Annotated in this window: 15 protein-coding genes; 4 read left to right on the forward strand and 11 right to left on the reverse strand. The window is 56.7% G+C overall.

The window, feature by feature from the left end:
* Positions 1 to 33: 33 nt before the first annotated feature.
* The 5 genes from nusA to B2310_RS03960 all read right to left on the reverse strand — a co-directional run bounded on the left by nusA (position 34) and on the right by B2310_RS03960 (position 6,150).
* Positions 34 to 1,296, reverse strand: coding sequence for a transcription termination factor NusA (gene nusA / locus B2310_RS03940; protein ID WP_290728850.1), 1,263 nt, complete (start codon positions 1,294 to 1,296; stop codon positions 34 to 36).
* A gap of 14 nt (positions 1,297 to 1,310) precedes the next feature.
* A complete protein-coding gene (rimP, locus tag B2310_RS03945; RefSeq protein ID WP_290722995.1) occupies positions 1,311 to 1,757 on the reverse strand; it encodes a ribosome maturation factor RimP in 447 nt (148 codons plus the stop codon).
* 155 nt (positions 1,758 to 1,912) lie between these two features.
* Positions 1,913 to 2,746, reverse strand: a complete 834-nt coding sequence (locus B2310_RS03950) for a Cof-type HAD-IIB family hydrolase (protein ID WP_290728852.1) — start codon at positions 2,744 to 2,746, stop codon at positions 1,913 to 1,915.
* 17 nt (positions 2,747 to 2,763) lie between these two features.
* Positions 2,764 to 3,723 carry a fibrobacter succinogenes major paralogous domain-containing protein gene (locus B2310_RS03955; protein WP_290728854.1) on the reverse strand — a complete coding sequence of 320 codons (960 nt, stop codon included), beginning with the start codon at positions 3,721 to 3,723 and terminating at the stop codon, positions 2,764 to 2,766.
* A 57-nt stretch (positions 3,724 to 3,780) separates the two neighbouring features.
* Positions 3,781 to 6,150, reverse strand: coding sequence for a sodium-translocating pyrophosphatase (locus tag B2310_RS03960; RefSeq protein WP_290728856.1), 2,370 nt, complete (start codon positions 6,148 to 6,150; stop codon positions 3,781 to 3,783).
* Between the two features lie 104 nt (positions 6,151 to 6,254).
* Here B2310_RS03960 and B2310_RS03965 point away from each other — a divergent pair, with 104 nt between their 5' ends.
* Both B2310_RS03965 and tsaA read left to right on the forward strand, forming a co-directional pair.
* Positions 6,255 to 7,037, forward strand: a complete 783-nt coding sequence (locus tag B2310_RS03965; protein WP_290728858.1) for a hypothetical protein — start codon at positions 6,255 to 6,257, stop codon at positions 7,035 to 7,037.
* 40 nt (positions 7,038 to 7,077) lie between these two features.
* Entirely contained in the window at positions 7,078 to 7,758 is a 681-nt protein-coding gene (tsaA, locus tag B2310_RS03970; RefSeq protein WP_173381630.1) for a tRNA (N6-threonylcarbamoyladenosine(37)-N6)-methyltransferase TrmO, read from the forward strand.
* A gap of 53 nt (positions 7,759 to 7,811) precedes the next feature.
* Here tsaA and B2310_RS03975 read toward each other — a convergent pair whose 3' ends face one another.
* The gene (locus B2310_RS03975; protein WP_173381629.1) at positions 7,812 to 9,041 is read right to left on the reverse strand and encodes a sialate O-acetylesterase; all 1,230 of its coding nucleotides are present in this window, start codon (positions 9,039 to 9,041) and stop codon (positions 7,812 to 7,814) included.
* Between the two features lie 214 nt (positions 9,042 to 9,255).
* On the opposite strand from B2310_RS03975, the gene B2310_RS03980 reads away from it, so the two are divergent.
* Complete coding sequence (locus B2310_RS03980) at positions 9,256 to 9,765, forward strand: lipocalin family protein (RefSeq protein WP_173381628.1); 510 nt, start codon at positions 9,256 to 9,258, stop codon at positions 9,763 to 9,765.
* On the opposite strand, the gene B2310_RS03985 is transcribed toward B2310_RS03980, so the two are convergent.
* From B2310_RS03985 to B2310_RS03995, 3 genes are read right to left on the reverse strand one after another with little or no spacing between them, the layout of a single operon-like run.
* Entirely contained in the window at positions 9,762 to 11,732 is a 1,971-nt protein-coding gene (locus tag B2310_RS03985) for a transglutaminase-like domain-containing protein (protein ID WP_290728860.1), read from the reverse strand. The two genes, B2310_RS03980 and B2310_RS03985, sit on opposite strands and share 4 nt — an antisense overlap.
* Positions 11,729 to 12,955, reverse strand: a complete 1,227-nt coding sequence (locus B2310_RS03990; protein WP_290728862.1) for a DUF58 domain-containing protein — start codon at positions 12,953 to 12,955, stop codon at positions 11,729 to 11,731. The genes B2310_RS03985 and B2310_RS03990 overlap by 4 nt, the downstream gene beginning before the upstream one ends.
* Before the next feature lie 2 nt (positions 12,956 to 12,957).
* On the reverse strand, positions 12,958 to 13,866 hold the full coding sequence (locus B2310_RS03995; protein WP_290723013.1) for an AAA family ATPase: 909 nt from the start codon (positions 13,864 to 13,866) through the stop codon (positions 12,958 to 12,960).
* Positions 13,867 to 13,951: 85 nt separating this feature from the next.
* On the opposite strand from B2310_RS03995, the gene mnmA reads away from it, so the two are divergent.
* Positions 13,952 to 15,052, forward strand: a complete 1,101-nt coding sequence (mnmA, locus tag B2310_RS04000; protein WP_290728863.1) for a tRNA 2-thiouridine(34) synthase MnmA — start codon at positions 13,952 to 13,954, stop codon at positions 15,050 to 15,052.
* 3 nt (positions 15,053 to 15,055) lie between these two features.
* On the opposite strand, the gene nadE is transcribed toward mnmA, so the two are convergent.
* Both nadE and B2310_RS04010 read right to left on the reverse strand, forming a co-directional pair.
* Positions 15,056 to 16,600 carry an NAD(+) synthase gene (gene nadE / locus B2310_RS04005; protein ID WP_290728865.1) on the reverse strand — a complete coding sequence of 515 codons (1,545 nt, stop codon included), beginning with the start codon at positions 16,598 to 16,600 and terminating at the stop codon, positions 15,056 to 15,058.
* Positions 16,601 to 16,694: 94 nt separating this feature from the next.
* A complete protein-coding gene (locus B2310_RS04010) occupies positions 16,695 to 17,873 on the reverse strand; it encodes a hypothetical protein (RefSeq protein WP_290728867.1) in 1,179 nt (392 codons plus the stop codon).
* Positions 17,874 to 17,913 lie beyond the last annotated feature (40 nt).

Here is a 17,913-nt window from a genome sequence, read left to right on the forward strand (position 1 = left end):
GCCTGTTTATAAAACCCTTTTCCTGAGATGCGACTACTCGTTCTCCTGAGCTTCCGCCACAGCCTCTTCCTGAGGTTCGGCAGCAGCGTTCTCCTGCTTGGCGGCATCGCCAAAGAGAGCGTCGGCCTTGCGGGCGGCGGCACGGCGCAGTTCCTGCGGGCGCGGAGCGAGCACGAGAGCCTTAGCCTCGTCGTCCTTCTCGGACCATTCCTTCTCGCCGAACACGTCGAGGTCACGTTCCACAAGCTGGGAAGCGAGCTTCACGTTCTGGCCGTTCTTGCCGATAGCCTGCGCGAGATTGTCGTCATTGATGACCACCACCACACGGCGCGTGCCCGGGACTTCGGAAAGCTTCACTACATTCGCCGGAGCGAGGGCACGGGTAATGAACACGTCCATGTTCGGATTCCAGTGCACGATGTCGATGCGTTCGTTACCGAGTTCGCGGACAATCGTCTGCACGCGAGCACCCTTCATGCCGACGCATGCGCCGACCGGGTCGATCTTCTCGTCGCGGGAGTATACGGCAATCTTTGCACGGTACCCCGGTTCGCGGGCGACACCCTTGATTTCGACGGAGCCATCGTAAATTTCCGGGACTTCCTGGCGGAAGAGTTCCTTGAGGAAGTCGCCACTTGCGCGGGAAAGAACGACCTGTGCGCCGTTCTTCGCGGAATCTTCAACGCGGGCGATGACAGCCTTCACGGACTGGCCCTGCACGAGGCGTTCGTGACCAATCTGTTCGCGGGGAGGAATCATGGCCTCGGTCTGCTTGCCCAAGGAAACAATCACGTTGCGGCCTTCGAGGCGGAGCACTTCGCCGCTGATCATCGTGCCGATGCGGCCGCGGTAGGTGTCCGTAATCTTCTGGCGTTCGGCATCGCGGATTTGCTGGGTCAGGAGCTGCTTGGCGGTCTGGATGGCCTGGCGACCGAAGGAGGTGGTCGGAACTTCCATTTCGAGGAAGTCACCCGGCTGGGCATCTTCGTTATATTCCTGGGCCTCGGCTACAAGCATGTAGCCTTCGTCCATCTCCTCGACTTCCTCGGCGGTCATGTTCGGGTCGTAGTCCGGATAGTCGTCCACAACTTCAACGCGGAGGAACACGTGAATTTCGTTCGTTTCCTTGTCGATGTCGACTTCAATCTTCTTGTCGATATGCAGGTACTTGCGCGCAGCAGAAATCAACGCCTGCTTGAGGGCTCCCTCGATGACGGAGTCGTCCATGTTCTTGGCATCCATCACTTCCTTGAGCACTTCAACCAAATTGACCTTGGGTTCTTTAATTTTAGCCATTCTAGACCTTCCTATTATATTTGTACATCCACTTTCGCCACAAGCACCTCGGAGCGCGGCACGACGATATCGCCGGCATTTCCCTTGAGGGTGAGCGTCAAGCTTTCTTCATCGCAAGCCTTGAGCTTGCCTGTCACGGGCTTTCCGGTGCTGCGGGTCACCCGCAAAAAACGACCGATGTTGCGTGTAAAATCAGCGACCGACTTGAGGGGGCGGTCCAACCCGGGAGACGACACTTCGAGCGTGTAGGCCCCCTCAATAATCTCAGGGTCAAGGTCCAGGGCGTCAGAAAGGTGACGGCTCACGTTCGAGCAGTCGTCAATCGAGACCCCTTCGGGTTTGTCTATGTAAAGGCGCAGCGTCTTGCGCTTCCCGGCACGGAACATGTCCTGTTCCACTAGTGTCACGCCAGCAGCCTCGCAAGCCTCGGCGATAAGCGTATCCAGTTTCTGGTTAACCAAATAGACCTCGTATAATAAACGGCGTTCGTATACGGCCCCGAAATCTGCTCATTTAAGCCGAAAACGGGTCCACGAACGTCAAGACGCACCAAATAGAGAAAAATTTTTTGCCTTAGGCAACCCAAAGAATCAAAAACAAGCGGCAAACGGGGCTATTAACGGGCCAGCACGAACTTCTCGATAACCTCGGTGATTCCCGAATGGTTGTTGTCGTTTACGGTCACGTAGTCGGCAATGTCCTTCGCCACCTGCGAGGCGTTTGCCATCGCGACACCTGTACCCGCCGCCTCTATCATCGGGCAATCGTTTTCCTCGTCGCCCACCGCAATCGTATCTTCGATGCCCACCTTGTAGAAGTCGGCCATGAACTTCACCGCAGCACCCTTGTTGCTTAGCATGTGAGAAAACTCGAGCATCTCGGGCTTGCTGAACACGTCAAAGAGCTTGCCCTCGGTAGTCTTGCGCATCTCGGTGCGGAAATCCACGAGGCCAGAATGTTCGAAGGGCGTAATGATGTTCACCTTGATGGGGGGCTTTACGACGACATTCACAAACTTGCCGTAATACTCGCGAATGTCATTTACAACAACGTAATCCATCTTCATCAGGCGGCAATACGTCTTGAGCTGTTCCGTCTCGTATTCCGAAACAACCAGGTCGCCCGAGTAGGTGTGCGCGTGCATCCCGCGGGCGTGAGCGGCATCCATGATGGCCTTGACCTCGTCGACGGGAATGTACCGCGTGAGAATCGGCTTCTTTTCGCCGCAATCGTAAATGAGCCCGCCGTTGAAACTCACGAGGAAAAACCCTGGTTCCAGGAACCCGTACTGTTCTGCCAACTGCTTGACGCTCGTGAGCGGCCGACCTGTAGTCATCACGAACTTGTGGCCCGCATCGATCATCGCGCGGATAGAGCGCATGTCGGTTTCCGAAATGCGCTTGTCGTCGGTCAGGAGCGTGCCGTCAAGGTCTGTGAACAGGATTTTCATCGCGGGCAAATATAGAATTAGTCCTTCACGCAACGGACAGAATAAGCGCAGTACACAAGGACGTGAGGCAGCTCTGCATAGTCGTTGTCGTAGTACAAACTCATTTGGTACGCATTTCTGCTATCGTACGCAGTAGAACTCCAGAAAAACGCGTAGTAGCGCTCACTGTAATACCCAGAGCCACCCCTGCCAGCAGGCAGCGCCGAGAACCCAAAATCATCCGTGCCATTGCCATTGCTAAACCACCCAGACGTTGACTTGAGTTTTGTTCCAGCAGTGGAAGAATCGCCGACTGCAGTGCACAAAGTTTTCCACTCTATTTTGCTGGGTAGATGCCAACCTGTGGGGCAAACGCCACGCACGGGATAAGTCGGCGAGCACCTCTTGTCATATCCGCACCCCTTGCCGTTCGTACTCCATATACCAGCACTATCCATGGCGTCACTCCATAAATAAAGGCGACCGTACTTGGCGCAGTTGCTGGTGTAATCGTTGTAGCATTGGCTATTCGACGTTTCGTAGTTCAGGTTCTCCGCCATCCATACTTGGTCACCAATTTTCACAGTCCTGTAAGTTTGGCCGTCACGTTCGTCCTTAAAGCAGTTCTCGTCTGTTTCAACATTACACTGATCCCTTTTATCTTCAGGATCAGACGACTTCGCAGAACTGCTGTTCGTCATGACGGACAGAGCCTGCTCTGAACTTGATGAATGAAATTCGCCATCTCCCCTATTGCTACTAGATTCAGCACTGCTACTGGACACGTTTGTCTCGCCATCGCTCGACTGCAATATAATACTAGACGAAGATTTCGCCAAACTGCTGGACATAACAGAAGAAGACGAATCGCCGGAAGGCTTCGTCGCGAAATCGCTGTCATCGTCGCTACAGGCGACAAGCATCGCCGCACAAAGAAACGCAATGGATCCTATCAGTCGCCTGCGGCTCCTTCCAGGATGACACCATAAATTTGTCATATATCCTCCTTTTATATTTCAAAAATATAATAAAGAAGAATTTAGAGTCAGCGACTATCAGAAGAACATATTGCCAAAGCGGACGATGACACCGGCGAAAACGACGCTCACCATGGTCATGAGCTTGATGAGGATGTTGAGCGAGGGGCCCGCGGTATCCTTGAACGGGTCGCCCACGGTATCGCCCACTACGGCAGCCTTGTGCGTATCGGAGCCCTTGCCACCATAGTTGCCCTTCTCGACAAACTTCTTCGCATTGTCCCAGGCGCCACCCGAGTTGTTAAGCATGGTGGCAAGCGCAAACCCGCTCGCAAGCCCGCCGGCCAACAGCCCGAACACGCCAGCCACACCCATGAAGAGGCCCACCAGTACGGGCACAACCACCGCAAGGATAGACGGCACAATCATCTCGTGCTGGGCACCCGTCGTTGAAATTTCCACACAGCGAGCATAATCGGGTTCGCCTGTCCCTTCCATGATTCCCGGAATCTCGCGGAACTGGCGACGTACCTCCTCCACCATCGCGCTGGCCGCACGCCCCACCGCCTTGATGGTGAGCGCGCAGAACACGAACGTCATCATCGCGCCGATGAACAGGCCGCCAAGCAGCATGGGGTTCATCAGGTTCAGGTTGTATATCTGCATGAAGTCCGCGTAATTTACCTTGCTCGCGACCATACCGAGCAGGTCGCCGTTCTCAGCAATCGCACGCGTGCCTCCATCCAGGAACTTGACACCAGCGACACCCGAAAGCGCATTCGCAAGGTCGTTCGCGCCGTTCGCAAACGCGACGGAGCCCACCTTCCACACGCCCTCCGCAGAGGTCGCGAGGTGCCCGAGCCAAATCTTCACTTCTTCCACATACGAGGCGAGCAAAGCCATCGCGGTAAGGGCGGCAGAACCAATCGCGAATCCCTTGCCCGTCGCGGCGGTAGTGTTCCCGAGCATATCGAGTTCGTCGGTACGGGCGCGCACTTCGGGGTCGAGGCCCGCCATCTCGGCGTTGCCGCCCGCGTTGTCGGCAATCGGCCCGAAGGCATCGGTCGCAAGCGTAATGCCGAGCGTGCTGAGCATACCCACCGCGGCAAAGCCCACGCCATAGAGGCCCATCGCCATGTTGTCAAATCCGCCGGAGCAGCCAAACGAGAAGATGATACCCACCACAATCGTCACCACCGGAAGCCCCGTGGAGAACATGCCCACAGATATGCCGTCGATAATCGTGGTCGCGGCCCCGAGTTTTGCCTGGCCCGCAATGCCACGCGTGGGCTTGTACGCATCGGAAGTGTAGTACTCGGTAAACTGCCCGATAAGGATACCCGCGGCAAGGCCCGAGAGCACGGAGCCGAATATGCCCATCGAGATGAAGTCGAACTTCACGAGCACGAGGAGCGCCACGAGAATAAGCACCGACGAGCCAAGCGTCCCCGTAAGGAGCGAACGCAACAGGGACTTGGTCGTGGCATTTTCCTTCGTGCGTACAGCAAATATGCCCACGAGGGAAAGGACAATCCCGATTGCCGCCACCACCATCGGGGCGATTACGAGCTTTATACCGCCCATCGGGAGGGCCGCCCCGAGGGCAGCCGTCGAGAGTATGGACCCGCAGTAAGATTCGTAGAGGTCGGCGCCCATCCCGGCGACATCCCCCACGTTGTCACCGACGTTATCCGCAATGGTCGCCGGGTTGCGCGGATCATCCTCGGGGATGCCCGCCTCGACCTTGCCCACAAGGTCGGCGCCGACATCGGCCGCCTTCGTGTAAATGCCTCCACCCACGCGGGCGAACAGCGCCTGCAGGGAAGCACCCATCCCGAAGGTAAGCATGGTCGTGGTGATTTCCACCATCTTCGCGTGCGCCCATTCGGCGTTATTCACCATATCGGTGCTCCAGGCCCCGAGCGAGAGCTTTGCGGCCACATCGGCACCGAAGTTCCACACGTTGTGGTCGTAAATGTAGTTGAGCGCAAAGAACCAGGCCGAAATATCGAGCAGGCCGAAACCCACCACCACGAGCCCCATCACCGCACCGCTCCGGAACGCGATGACAAGCCCGCGGTTCAGGCTGCTGATGGCACAGTTCGCCGTCCTGGAACTCGCGTAGGTCGCAGTTTTCATGCCCAAAAAGCCACAAAGCCCGCTGAAGAAGCCGCCCGTCAGGAATGCCACCGGCACGAACGGGTTCTGGATGCCCATAACGGCTAGCACCACGAACACCACGAAAAGCACGGCAAACACGATAGAGACCGTCTTGTACTGCCGCCGGAGGTAGGCAAACGCGCCCACGCGCACAAAATGCGCAATCGCCTTCATTTTCTTATTGCCGTCGGGTTGCCGTTTCATGAAGCGGTAGAAGAAGAACGCCATGGCGAGCGCCACCAGCGCTGCGACCGGAACCAAATACCAATAGCATGGAATAGTAAGCATAGAGACCTCTTTTTTTACTAGACCTGGCCGGCATCCGACGACCTTATAAAGAAATCTATACCGAAAAAGCCGAAAAAGGAGTAAAATTTTTAAATTTTCCCTCCATGTTGGAAAACCTCAATTTCCATTTCGCGTTTTACGACTGGCTGCTCGTGTTCATGGTGACCGCTTTAGGCGTTTTCAGCGCCTACACCAAGGATCCCCAACTCAAGGCCGTCGCCGCCACCATCCCCATCCCCTGCGGTTTCGCCTACATCGCCGTCGGTCTCCCGATGGGGGCAGCTAACGCCATTTCGGGGTTCATGTGCCTCCTGTACGTGCATATCGTGCGGATCATGCACTACAAGGTCAAAATCCCGATTATTCCCTCCATCGTGATCGGTCTTGCCTGCTTTGTCGCCCTCGGGACCTTCCTCATGCCCATAGTCCCCGATACCGAAGCCATGTTCCTCGGGGCGTGCGCATTTGATTTCACCGTAGGCGTAATCCTCTTCCAAAAACAGAAATACAAGTCCGGTGTGCGTTACAAGACGCCCCTCCCCGTCTACATCAAGGCCCCGGCCATCGCGGGCGTAGTCGCCGGGCTCATGGTCATCAAGAGGCTCATGGGCGGGTTCTGCACGAGTTTCCCGATGATGAACTCCATCGTGAGCTACGAGAGCCGCTTTTCGCTGGGCGACCAGTGCAGGCAGCTCCCGCTATTCCTCATCGCGGGCCCCTTCATGTTCATCGAGATGCGCTACCTGGAAATTTACCTCCACCTGAACCACTGGATTGTGCTCCTGTGCGGCTACATCCTGTTCGCCTTTATATACTGGCCGCTGAACAAGGAACTCAAGCGCAGGAATGCCGTCAACTACAACAATCCGGCCCCGAAAGATCCGTAAAAAAGCACGGCGGCAAAAAAATTATTAGATATTTTCCGTCATGGATAGTCTGGAACTAAAGGTCATCGCGCGAATCGAAAGCGACTTTCCCGAAAAATTCGGGATTCCGAGGCAGAGCGGGATAGTTCCCGCGCTGCGTTCCACGATCCGTTTCGAACCCGAATTCCGCAACGCCGATGCCCTGCGTGGACTTGACGGATTCAGCCACCTGTGGCTCCTCTGGATTTTCTCGGAGAACGTGCGCGACACCTGGAAACCGACCGTACGGCCGCCCAGACTCGGAGGCAACACTCGGCTCGGGGTATTCGCGACCCGCAGCAGTTTCCGCCCCAACCCCATCGCAATGAGTTGCGTGAAAATCGAGGAAATCCGGCTAGAAGGTTGCGATGGGCCCGAAATTGTCGTGAGCGGCGCAGACCTCATGGACGGCACCCCCATCGTGGATATCAAGCCCTACCTGCCGTATGCGGACGCCATCTCCGATGCGAAGGGAGGTTTCGCCACGGCAGTCGCCGAAGACAAGCTCCCCGTGGTCGTTCCCGCGGAACTCGCAGACGCTCTTCCTGCAGGAAAAATGGACGCACTCAGGGAAGTCCTCGCGCAAGACCCGCGCCCGCATTACCAAGACGACCCCGAACGCATTTACGGGTTTCCTTTCGCAGGCAAGGAAATCAAGTTCAAGGTCAACGAAAAAGGCCTAAGCGTAGTTTCCATCGCCTAGGCCTCATCACCACCCCTGGTTGCTTCTCCAACCGAACCCCAAAGAGGTGATTTTTACTTAATCTTCAACTTCTGCACCGAGCGAACAGCGCCCACCTCGACAGAAACAATGTAGTTTCCAGACGGAAGCATCGCGGAATCGAACCCGAGCATGCCACCGGCATAGCTGCTGCCAAAGTCAAGGACCTCGTTTCCAAGCAAACTGTAGACCTTCGCGACAATGCGGTTCGCGGACGCCATGACCGGGACGGACACGCGGTTATCCTTCACGACTACCTTTCCGATGATTCCGGACTGAGCCTGTTGCAAATCAATGGCATCCGTCGCAGAAGATTTCGGCCAGGACCAATTGTGATGGCTGGAACTGGACGCCGCGCTCGATGAACTTTCTGCCTGATGGCTGCTGCTTGACTTCGCCTCGGAACTGCTTGACGCGGCCGCGGTCGCAGGCTTGATCTTGTCGCCCAGCACTTCGATCATCTTTTCGGCATAGCGCTTGCCGAAGTCGCGGTATTCCTGCGAGGTAAAGTGCACGTTCTGGCCATCGCCCAATGCCTGGTTGAAGCCCTCGGAAGAGACCACATAGAAGTTCTTGGACTGCTGCGGGAGTTTCGCGATGTTGTTGTTGGCACCGCTGCTTACGCCGCTGCGCAGAACTTCGCCAGCGAGGAACGGAATGTCGCTACCGAGGCCCAGATCCTTGATAATGTTGTCGTAGACCTTCTTGACCTTGGAGGGCCACTGGCCGTTACCGGCATCCGTTTCGCCCTGGTGGAAGATAATGCCCTTGATGACGCCTTCTTCCTGGGCCTTCTTGGCCATCTCGATCATGCGACCGTAGGGATTGCCGCCATAGGTGTTGATTCGCTGGGTCATCCAGCTCTGCTGCGTCCTCGCATAATTTGCGTAGTTGTCCTTGTCAAACAGGTCAATACTGCACCCCGCGACAGCCACCACGATGACACCCACCTTGATCTGGGGATCCGTCTTTTCGACCATGGTACGGCCGAAGTAGTCCGTGGGGCCGAGCTTCGCGCCCTGGCAATGGGCCAGCGGCGGAACGGCAGTAGACCATTTGCCCTTGGTCTTCCCAGAACAGGAGCCGTTATCGGCCGCCCAGAGAACCTGGAAACGTTTGTCAACCGTCGTGTCCTGATTCCCGATATCGCCCTGACCTTCCATGTTGGACTGGCCAAACGCGAGATAGATATGGAAATTCGGGTCCGGCGCTGCGTATACAGCCGAAGCAACGCACGCTGCGAGTGCAATTTTCTTTAGATTCATTTTATACTCCATAACATAGACAGGTAACCAGCCCGTCACCATGTAAAATAAATCATAAACGCTGGATAATCGAGCCTAGAATCCAAATTCCGTTGTATAAAAAAGCAACACCAGCCCCTTTTTAAGGCTCAATAACATCAAAAAAAGATATGTCGACTAGCTAGTTGCAAAAGTTTTATATATATTCTCTAAAAACACTATCCGGAGAAGTTCTATGAAAAAAATTTTCCTGACCGTCCTTGCCGCAGCAAGCCTCTCGCTCCTTTCTGCCTGTGGAGACGACCCCGAACCGACCATGGTCGAAAAGTGCGCCAACGGTCTGAGCAAGGACTGCCTCGTCGGCACCTGGAACCTCCAGGCCATCAAGACACTCGACCTGAGCAGCGTCCACATCGACTTCGGTACAACACCAAGCACAATCGAGTTTACCAAGGACGGCAAGTTCACCTTCACCTGCACCTCCAACACGACCGAATCCGAAATGGCAGGCCGCGGATGTGCCGGGCAGAGTTCGTTCGGAACATGGGAAATCGCAGGCGCGAACCTTAACATCAAAATCGACATTTCCCGTTGCGGCGAACCCGTCGAAGGAAGCTACACGGTCACGCCGACCATCAACGACACCTACATGGACTTTCACGGACTCCTGTTCCATGTGAACGACATGACGGACTCGCTCACCAACAAGAACGCGACGGAATACTACATCCGCGCGGCAAACTAACGGCGCCAGCGGTTCTTCTCGTAATCGCGAATTACATCCAGGGCACGCTCGAAGAGGGCGCGCCTTTTTTGCGGGATACCCTCTGTATTTTCTATCCGCCGCAAGAACGCACCGACCGTTTCTCCGGGCTTGCGGACAAGCCCGAGCCTAGCAAGTGCTTTTTCCGCAGAATCGAGCCCCTTGACCCAGTGCTGCACGGACTGCGCGTATCCCGCATTTGACTTGCGGCAACGGAGCCCCCGCACGAACCTGAAAGCAATAACCGCAAGCGCGATGCACCCGAGAACCACATAGAGGGCAGTCCCCGAGAGGATGTTCTGCACGGCATCCTGCCAGGAATTCAAGGCAAGCCTCCATTCCCCATCGCGCAACACGTGGAAAACGCGGGCCGCACGCGCACGCACCCATTCAAACTTCATGTCAAACCAGGAGGGGCGTTCCACCTTCACCACGAACAGCGGAGGCGTCGGGTCAAACGTTGCCCAGGTTCCCATGTTACGCATTTCTACCCACGCATGCGAGGAATTCCGGCGGAATATTGCATACGGGCGCCCCGGTTCGACTTCCGGGCGGGCAAAACCCGTCACATAACGAGCCTTGATTCCAGCACGGCGCAACAGGAGCACAGACAACGTTGCATAATACTCGCAATAGCCGGAGCGGGTCGCCCAGAAGACCCGAAGCGGGTCTGCCTTCGCGCCCAGCTTGGCGGCAGCCTCCTTGGAATCGTCAACCTTCAAGGAATACGCAAAATGATTCAAGAAGTAATCACTTATTGCACGAGAATAGCGATATGGTCTTAATACAGCCGGTTCGTCAGGAATCGTATCAAGCCCCATTTCCATCGCAACCGTATCGAGGAAGCCCGCGAGGGGTGCAAAGACCTGCAAGTAGGAACTGTCCGGCGTATCGTTACCATATGTACCCGCAACAAACGGCCCCGTGGAGCCGCTCGGCACCGGCATGTAGTAGAACCAATCGCCACGGCGAGTATCGCCCTGCTTGAATATATTCGCTCTGAAATATTCCACGGAATCCGCATTCTTCGCGGCAACGGCAACGGCATCGTAAGGGGCGAAAATAAACCCGAAATTGTCGAGCGAAGATTGCACCCACACCGGGCGCGTGCTATCGGCAGACGACACGGAATCGCGGGTTTCGAACACGGCGTAATCCACCTTGTAGCGCGAAGCGTAGAGCATGCGGTCGTGGTGTGCCGGAAGTTTCCAGATGCCACCCACGTATTTTTCGTACACGGCTGCGCGCATATACTTCGGAGCGAGAGTATCCCACACGCGCAATACGACCTCGCGGTTGTACTTGCCTGCAAAGTTGGATTCGAACGACCCGAGCTTTACCACAGGGTCAAAGCCCATCAGGTTGCGTTTCTCATAGTAGTTCGCCATGCGCTCGGCGCTGTAGCTGCGGTGATGACGCCAGTACTGGAATCCCGCATACGAGATGGCGGAGAAGCCCGCCAAAAGGAGCAAGAACAGCGCATGTTTCCACCACTTGACTCGGGGCCTGGCGTAGGCATGGACAAGGATCAAGAGCGCCACAAGGACCGCCGCAGCTCCGTTTCCATACCCCTGATAGCAGCTCAACAGCATCGCCGCCACGCCATTGAAGAGGATAAAGACATCGTGTCCGCCATTGCCTAGACTTCGCATCTGCAACAAAGCAAGCGACAAGAGATAATATGCGGGAATATACACCAGCCATGGAGAAATTCCATATTCCGCCTGCGGGCTAAGCACCCACCAGATGGCAAAGGGAACAATCAGCCCGTAGGCTATCGACTTGCGGTACACAGGATTGCGCGAGGCATCGTTGCGGAAAAACACCACCATGAAAACCGCAAAGAAAATAAAGCCCAGCCAAACCAACCCCGAAGAGAATCCCAGGTTGATGCTAGTCATGCCAAGGAGAAGCAACTTCGCCCATTCGCGCAGGGTGAATTTTTTCATAGCGCCACCCCCTCCGCATCAAGCCTATCCAAGTCGACAAACAGCGCGTCTTCCGCACATTCCTTCGCAGCCGACGAGGCTACAACAACCTGCTTATGGACAAGCGGGTTTGATTCCACCTCAAGCCCCAGCCGAAGCACTGGTCCCATCGGGCGGGCCGCGGGCGACCAGACTTTACCTGCAGGCGATCTTGCAGACGAGCCGCGAACCCACCTTTCGAATACTTCCGCACGCGGGATGCGCGCCAAGGCCTCCAGGCAAGCGTCGAAGCGGCTGTCCGCATTCAGCGCAATCTCGCTGTCGCAAATGAAGAGCCTACCGAGGATTCCACGCTCGCACAGCCAATGGCAAACGCCGGCCGCTAGCCGGATCAAGGGTTCCACGCGGTACTTTTCCTGTATCGAGCGGGCTGTAACATCTATAACGAGCACTATGCCCGCACCGCGCTCCACTTCGAATTCCTTAGTGAAGGGACGACCATAGCGCGCAAAAGCCTTGTGATGCAAGTCGCGCAGGGAATCGCCCTCGCGGTATTCGCGCACACCCACAAAATCGAGGCCGCGTCCGAAATCCGGCATGAGGAGCGGGGCGAACGCCTGGCCGTTCTTCCCCATCGTGAGATAGGCAAACGAACGCAACGCAATCTCGCGCGGGTACACGAGAAGTTCGGCTTCCCCGCAGACAAAGGGCCAGCAGAGCATTCCCCTGATCTCGGGAACGACAAGCGACACGCGCGGAATCACGAAGGCCCCGCGGCGCGACGTAGCTATATCGCAACGCAGCGTGTGGTCGCTCCCGGGCGCGCATAGCGTCGCGGGCCCGGATTCCTTGCAGACAAGCGAAGTATCTATCCGTTCGCAAGAAAGCGTCGCGTAGTCAAGAGGACTCAGGGCGCGGAACTGGAGCTCGACATGCGCGACATTCCCTTCCACCGCATTCACGACGCGGATACCGCGGCCTTCGATACGGGTCTTGCGCGCCGTCATGAAAAGCGACGGGACAAGCGTCAGCATGAAGAGGAAGCAGACTCCCGAGAAAACCCACGGCAGCCAGAAATTCGCGACAAAGCCCACCATCAGCGAAAACAGGAACAGGCTCGCACAGGCGCGGCCCGCATAGGTGAAGCGTTCGCGCCACAGGTAATAGAGCCGCATCAGGATTCCGGCACGGCGCGGAGTCCTGGGGATAGAATCCAGAAACCACTTGAAAAACGACTGCCTCAAGCTTACCTGGGGATAGACGTTTGCGAGAGGATTCCCGAGAGAATGGCATGCGAAGCGCCGGGCGCGCTCTCCTTCGCGAACACGCGGTGTTCCATCACGGGGTAGAACACCCTCTGGATATCATCGGGGTTCACGAAATCGCGCCCCGCGACATAGGCGCAGGCTCGCGCCATCGCCAGCAGGTTGATACCCGCACGCGGGCTTGCGGCAAGCCGCACCCCCGCATCGCCGCGCGTCGCCTGCACGAGCGACACCGCATAGCGTTCCAGCGACTCGTCGACATGGACATCCCGCACCTGGGCCCGCGCGTCCAGGACGCCTTCCGGCGACGTCACCGCGCCGAGCTTTGCCAAAGGCCGCCCCGCGCGGTGGCTCCTCACGATGTCGAGTTCTGTCTCCGCCGTGGGGTAGCCGAGCGAAAGCCGTATCATGAAGCGGTCCATCTGCGCCTCGGGAAGCGGGAAAACCCCGTGGAATTCCACCGGGTTCTCGGTCGCGAGCACCATGAAGAGTTCGGGCAGCGCGTGGCGTTCGCCCTCGAGGCTCACCTGCCGCTCTTCCATCGCTTCCAGGAGGGCGCTCTGCGTGCGCGGCGAGGCTCGGTTGATTTCATCGGCCAGGAGCACCTGGGTAAACACGGGTCCCTTGCGAATTTCGAACTCGCCCGTATTCGCCTTGAACACCGCACCTCCCGTCACGTCGGCGGGCAAAAGGTCGGGCGTGAACTGGATACGCGCGAAGTCGGCACCGACAGCCGCCGCCAGCGCCTTCGCGAGCGTCGTCTTGCCCGTGCCGGGCACATCCTCGATCAGCACGTGGCCATCGGCAAGGAGCGCCATCACAAGCAGTTCAACGGAATCGTGCTTTCCAAGCAGCACGGAATCAAGAGCGTCAACAAGTTTTTTCACCATATCCGTAAAATACATTTCTATCCGCCCGCGCGGTTCAGAAATTTTCGCAAAAATGCCCGCCTTTCTTCTTTTCTATATTTTTGGTATGGAAATAGAGAAGCAAACCGTCGCCGTAGGGCTTTCCGGAGGAGTCGACTCCTCGCTCGCCGCCTGGACCCTCAAGCAGCAGGGCTACAACGTCGTGGGCATCACCATGTCCACATGGGACAACTCCATCCCCGGCATGCCCAAGATCGAGGGCCGTTCCGGATGCTTCGGCCCCAACGAGGACGAAAGCATCGCCGAGGCGCAGGAAATCGCGAAACGCATGGGAATCCCGCACTACACCGTCCCCGTCTCCGACGAATACAAGCGCCAGGTGCTCGACTATTTCCGCAGCGAATACCGCGCGGGCCGCACCCCCAACCCCTGCGTCCGCTGCAATCAGACCATCAAGTTCGGCGCCCTCCTGCATACCGCACGCAAGATGGGAATCGCCTTCGACCGATTCGCCACCGGCCACTACGCGCGCCTCGAATTTACCACCCCCGACAGGCCGTTCCTCTACCGTGCCGCCGACAATTCTAAGGACCAGTCGTACTTCCTTTCGAGACTGAGCATGGACCAGCTTTCCACCGTCATCTTCCCGCTCGGCGGCATGCACAAGGAAGACGTGAAGAACCTGGCCCGCGACCTCGGCTGGAACGACTACGCCGACAAGAAGGAAAGCCAGGACTTCCTCGAATGCGGAGACTACTCCGTACTCTTCGACGAGAGCGACAACGTCCCCGGCGACTTCGTGGATATAAACGGCAAAATCCTCGGCAAGCACAAGGGAATCGTCCACTACACCATCGGGCAACGCAAGGGGCTAAACATCGGCGGCCAGCCGGAACCCCTGTTCGTCGTGAGCATCGACGCCAAGAACAACCGCGTCGTCCTCGGACCACGCAGCACCCTGCAGTGCCACCAGGTCCACGCCGTAAACCTGAACCTAATGGTCGACCGCGACTCTTCCCTGCTTACAGGCAAGCTGTCCGCGCAGATCAGGCTCGGGCACAAGGGCGCACCCGCGCACATCACGCAGCTCGAGAACGACAGTATCTCCGTGGAATTCGAAGAGCCCCAGTTCGCATCGACACCGGGGCAAATCCTGGTACTCTACGACGGAGACGGTGTTGTCGCCTCCGCCGTCATCGACAAGTAAAAACTAGCCCTGGCTTTCGGTATATTCGCCGCCGAACGCCATCCCGCTCACCGAGAGGATCGGCGGGAACTGGATGCGTTTCGCAAGCGCAAGCCCGCGGAAGCGCCTGTGCCATGCGCGCATGTCCTCGAGCGCATCGGCCTTCGTCTTGAAAAGCTTCTTGAAGTACTTCGGGTCCGCCCCGATTTCCCTGCAGAGAGTTCCCTTCTCGAGCAGTTTCTCCGTATCCTCGAGACCATGGTTCTGGTCTACCCAGTAGGCGAATAGCCTGTCGTGGTACGGGTACTTGATCGGATCGCCCTTGCCCTCGTCCACGTTCATCGCCTCGCTGAGTTCCGCACTCGCGGGTACGTCGATGGAAGCCTTCGGGATGATTTCCTTCTTGCGGTTGATATAGCGGGCCAGTTCGTACACCTGGGTCTTCCAGAGGTCGCCGAGCGCGCACATCACGCCGCAGGTATCGCCGTAGAGCGTGCAGTAACCGGCAGTGGCCTCGCTCTTGTTGCCGTTGCAGGTGATACCCGCACCGAGCACGGATGCAATCGAAAGCAGCACGGAAGAAGAACGGGTGCGCGCCTGCAAGTTCTCGTAAGCAAGCCCTTCGATATTGATTTTCCTGTCGCTACGTTCGAACTTGCACTTGGAGAGGCTCCCGCGCACGGCTTCGAGCATGTCAGAAATCGGGGCGACCATGTAAGGCGTCTTCAGGTTCTTCGCGAGATCGCGAGCCGCATTCTTCGTGGTATCGGAATTGAAGCGCGTCGGCATATTCACAAGGTAAACATTCTTCGCGCCAATCGCCTCCACGTACAAGGCCGCAGAAACGGCACTGTCGATACCGCCGCTCGCACCGATGACCATGCGTTCGATATGGAACTTCTTCAGGTTCTCGCGGATCATGTACACGAGCGCATCATGGAGCTGTGCAATCGGCTCCGCGGGCTTCACGGACTTTTGACCCGAAATAAACTTCACGCGGCCCTTCGTAATATCCAGCAGGGCCTCGCATTCGCGGAACTGCGGCATGCGGTAGGCAATTTTGCCCGTCCTGTCGTACACGCGGCAACCGCCATCGAGCGCATAGATGTTCTTGCCGGAATTCTCCGTCCCGACAGCGCCCATGTAGACAATCGCCTTCTTGTTTTCCTTCACGAAATCCGTGCAGAACTCGTCGACGTATTCTTCCTTGACAATCGAGAATTCCTGATAATCAGAGACGACCTCGAAGTCGTTCTTCCAGTCTTCGACACAGCCATTCACATAATGGTTGTACATGAATTCTTCGAGCATCGCACTCGTACCTGCGAGAATCTCGACACCCTTCGAAACCTTTTCAAGTTCCACTTCCGCATCACGGCACCTTATCTGGAAGCCGATTTCGTCTTGTCTGGAGCCGAGCCTGCTGAAATCGCCAGATACCGAAAATTCCGGGAACAGCACCACCTCCGCACCCGCCTTCTTGGCGCGCGCGACAGCGGCCTTCATTGTCTTGAAATTTTCTTCCGGCTTTCCCGGAACCACATTCATCTGCGCTATATAAACCTTCATGGCAAGCCTCTTGTATATTCAATCCAAATATAAAAAACGCTGCCAGCACAAGACCGGCAACGTCATAATCACTCAATGGCGTTCAGCCTCGCCACTATTCGTACTCCGGAGCAATCCAGTCCTCAGGAATCGAGGGATCGTCGGGATCCGAATTGCCGTAGTTGAAGAACGAGCCGGCCTTCCATTTCGAGACAGAGCCTATCACGGCCGGAGTGCACTTGCCGCCCAGGCAGCCGGTCACCTTCATCAGCAGCTGGTTGCCGTAGACATCCCACGTTCCCTGCTTGAGCGCCTTGTTCTCGTTGCCCTTGAAGGCCTTCACCTCGAAGGTGCGGTCGGTGCGCAAGTCAAGAGACCAGGCGAGGCCGCCTTCGTCAGATTCCCATTCGCCCTCGAGATCGGCAGCAGGCACTTCGTTATACTTCAATTCGCTCAACGTGCACGAGACATCTTCCGCTGATATAGTCAACGTCTTGTAATCCGAGCTCACGGAAGCCGACACCAGCGCATACACAGGAGCACTGTAGAACAACGGGCGCATCAGGAGCTTGCCGCGGTGGATGTCGTAATAGCCGGCAGACCAGGATACAAGAGAATCGTTCGTTTGTTTGGCATTTCGGACAACATCGGTCGCCACATAGCGGCCCTTATAGAAGCTATAACCCGTAAAGGTATTCTCGCCGGTCTTGCAAAAGAGTTCCTTCGATGCAAGGCTGTCGCCGTTCCAGACTACCGAGGAATTCTTCTTGACGGAAGTCTCGCCAACATCCTTGTATTCCCCGCCATCCAGGGAATACTGCAGCTGGTCATCCTCGTTCACGATAAATCTCATGGAGTGGTCGGAATCCTTCTCCACCAGCTTTTCCATGGACTTAATCGCATCGTAATCTATCTTGATAGAAGTAATGGCACCCTGGCTAAAATTGAGCACGCCATCCTTGAAATCGGACGGGGCGGCAAGCCATGCCGTGTCGGGAATCCAGAGAGAGAACAGGCCGTGCTTCTCGCCCGTCGCCAGGTAGATGTCGCGCCCGAACAGGCCCTTGAGGGTCATGTTCTTCTCGAGGTCGTCGAGGGTGGCCGCGCGTGCACCCTTGGGAATATCCTTCGAGACAGACGAAGACGATTCTTCCTCCTGCGAAGAAGAAGACTTCCCGGAATCATCGGCAGAAGACAAGATATCATCATCGGTATCGGACGGAGAGCTGCCGCCACAGGCGACAAGCGAAATCGAAGCGGCCAAAATGCCCGCACAAAGCAAATATTTTTTCATAAGAACCTCTTTCCCTTGAATATACTCTTTTATACGGGAA

This window comes from Fibrobacter sp. UBA3629 (genome assembly GCF_002374005.1).
Taxonomy (GTDB): Bacteria; Fibrobacterota; Fibrobacteria; order Fibrobacterales; family Fibrobacteraceae; genus Fibrobacter.

Bases quoted from the DNA above. Each gene is read 5' to 3' on its own strand.
- nusA (WP_290728850.1), bottom strand. From the start codon at position 1,296: ATGGCTAAAATTAAAGAACCCAAGGTCAATTTGGTTGAAGTGCTCAAG.
- B2310_RS03950 (WP_290728852.1), bottom strand. From the start codon at position 2,746: ATGAAAATCCTGTTCACAGACCTTGACGGCACGCTCCTGACCGACGAC.
- B2310_RS03955 (WP_290728854.1), bottom strand. From the start codon at position 3,723: ATGACAAATTTATGGTGTCATCCTGGAAGGAGCCGCAGGCGACTGATA.
- B2310_RS03960 (WP_290728856.1), bottom strand. From the start codon at position 6,150: ATGCTTACTATTCCATGCTATTGGTATTTGGTTCCGGTCGCAGCGCTG.
- B2310_RS03965 (WP_290728858.1), top strand. From the start codon at position 6,255: ATGTTGGAAAACCTCAATTTCCATTTCGCGTTTTACGACTGGCTGCTC.
- tsaA (WP_173381630.1), top strand. From the start codon at position 7,078: ATGGATAGTCTGGAACTAAAGGTCATCGCGCGAATCGAAAGCGACTTT.
- B2310_RS03975 (WP_173381629.1), bottom strand. From the start codon at position 9,041: ATGAATCTAAAGAAAATTGCACTCGCAGCGTGCGTTGCTTCGGCTGTA.
- B2310_RS03980 (WP_173381628.1), top strand. From the start codon at position 9,256: ATGAAAAAAATTTTCCTGACCGTCCTTGCCGCAGCAAGCCTCTCGCTC.
- B2310_RS03985 (WP_290728860.1), bottom strand. From the start codon at position 11,732: ATGAAAAAATTCACCCTGCGCGAATGGGCGAAGTTGCTTCTCCTTGGC.
- B2310_RS03995 (WP_290723013.1), bottom strand. From the start codon at position 13,866: ATGGTGAAAAAACTTGTTGACGCTCTTGATTCCGTGCTGCTTGGAAAG.
- mnmA (WP_290728863.1), top strand. From the start codon at position 13,952: ATGGAAATAGAGAAGCAAACCGTCGCCGTAGGGCTTTCCGGAGGAGTC.
- nadE (WP_290728865.1), bottom strand. From the start codon at position 16,600: ATGAAGGTTTATATAGCGCAGATGAATGTGGTTCCGGGAAAGCCGGAA.
- B2310_RS04010 (WP_290728867.1), bottom strand. From the start codon at position 17,873: ATGAAAAAATATTTGCTTTGTGCGGGCATTTTGGCCGCTTCGATTTCG.